General features: G+C 69.9%; 2 pseudogenes. One reads left to right on the top strand and one right to left on the bottom strand.

Annotated elements, in window-relative coordinates:
* Positions 1-136: 136 nt before the first annotated feature.
* A pseudogene (locus BN903_RS15520) lies at positions 137-398 on the bottom strand (HPr family phosphocarrier protein); the annotation flags it as partial.
* A 465-nt stretch (positions 399-863) separates the two neighbouring features.
* Here BN903_RS15520 and BN903_RS17165 point away from each other — a divergent pair.
* Positions 864-1,496, top strand: a pseudogene (locus BN903_RS17165) (hypothetical protein); the annotation flags it as partial.

Genomic DNA, 1,496 nt, shown 5'->3' with positions numbered 1-1,496 from the left:
CGAGGTCGCGTCGGTCGTACAGCGCGCCGTACGCGCCGGACCGCGGCGTGTCCTTCCGACCGCCGTCGAGCGTCCTCGACGGGGCGTCCTCCGCGTCGCCGTCGGTCGCAGTGCCCTCCCCGGCGTCCTCCTCCACCGGACTCGTGAGCAGGTCGCAGACCGCGTCCAGCGCCCGCCCCGGCGTCCGGGCCCTCGGCGACCACGCGGACCGACTCGCCGTGTTCGACGTTCAGCCCGCTCACGGAGAGCATGCTGTCGGCGCGGACGAGTCCGTCGTCGCCGTCGGCGGCGCGTCCGACCGACACGTCGGCGTCGAATCGGTTCGCCGTCTGTACCAACTTCGAGGCGGGTCGCGCGTGGAGTCCGGCCTCGGGTTCGACCGTCACGGTTCGTTCCATGGCGTGGCGTTGGATCCCGACCGGTAATAGCTGATCGGAGTCGCGGATCGCTCGCGTGGTCGGTACAGCGGAGAGATACGTGATCCGCCGTGCGGTGGCGCGCGCCTCCGAGGCCGCATCGCGGCCGAGGAGCGCCGCGCGAGGGAGTCGCTGGCTCCCGGAGCGAAGCGGAGGGTGCCAGCGACGAGGCTGGGGAGGCGTGAGGTGCGGTTGCGGTCGGATGGGACTCGAAGGGGCAGTTGCCGGCGGCGGAGCCGCCGGCTGCCAAACAATCTTCGATTCTCGCGCTGGGGCTTCGGCAGTCTCGGCAACAACGTCGGCTTCGTCGTAGCGAGCGACGCGGGATCGATAATTCTCCAATTCAGCCGCCGAAATCGACGCCAACAGCAGCACTAAGGTGACTCCGGCGGAACGGCCGTACCGAATGGATCTCTCGGAGTCCTCGGCGCGCCCCCGTGCGGCGGGATGACCGACTCGCCGAATCCGGCAATCCGAGCGGCCTTCGAGGCGTTCGTCAGCGATCTCCACGACGAGGTCGGTCCGCAGGCGTTCGAAGCGATCCTCACCGGCGAACGATCCCTCGACGATTTTGATCTCGGATGCGAACCGGAGACGTTCACCGAGGAGACGCTCGTGCGCCCGATGCTCGAAGCGGCCGACCTCCGGTTCAGCGATCCGTCGAAGGACTGGGCGGGACCGAGCGTGACGGCTCCGGACTTCCGGATCACGAACACCGACGCGCCGGTTGTCGGTGAAACGAGACCGGTAGGCGAGATAGCCGAGGCGAGCGAGGACATCGAGGGGTCGATCGACCCGTTCAGAGACGAGGACTACGGCGTCGCCACGGACGGGGTCGTCTGGCGGCTACACAGGGCCGAAGCGCGGGGGGACACCACCCGGTTTCCGGTCGTCGCCGCGATAGACACTCGGCAAGCGCTACTGGCCGCGGCCGTCAGCTCGGGTTCCTCGACGAGGTGGTTCTTCCCGCGGACGTCGACGCGAGCGAGGGCGGAGGCCGACGGCGACGCCGTCCGCGACGCGCTGGAGGAGGTTAGGCTGGCGGCGTCCGGCTCCGGAGACGCGGCGGCCGCGCGCGAC

This window comes from Halorubrum sp. AJ67 (assembly GCF_000513435.1).
This window is presented reverse-complemented; position numbering and strand designations above follow the sequence as displayed.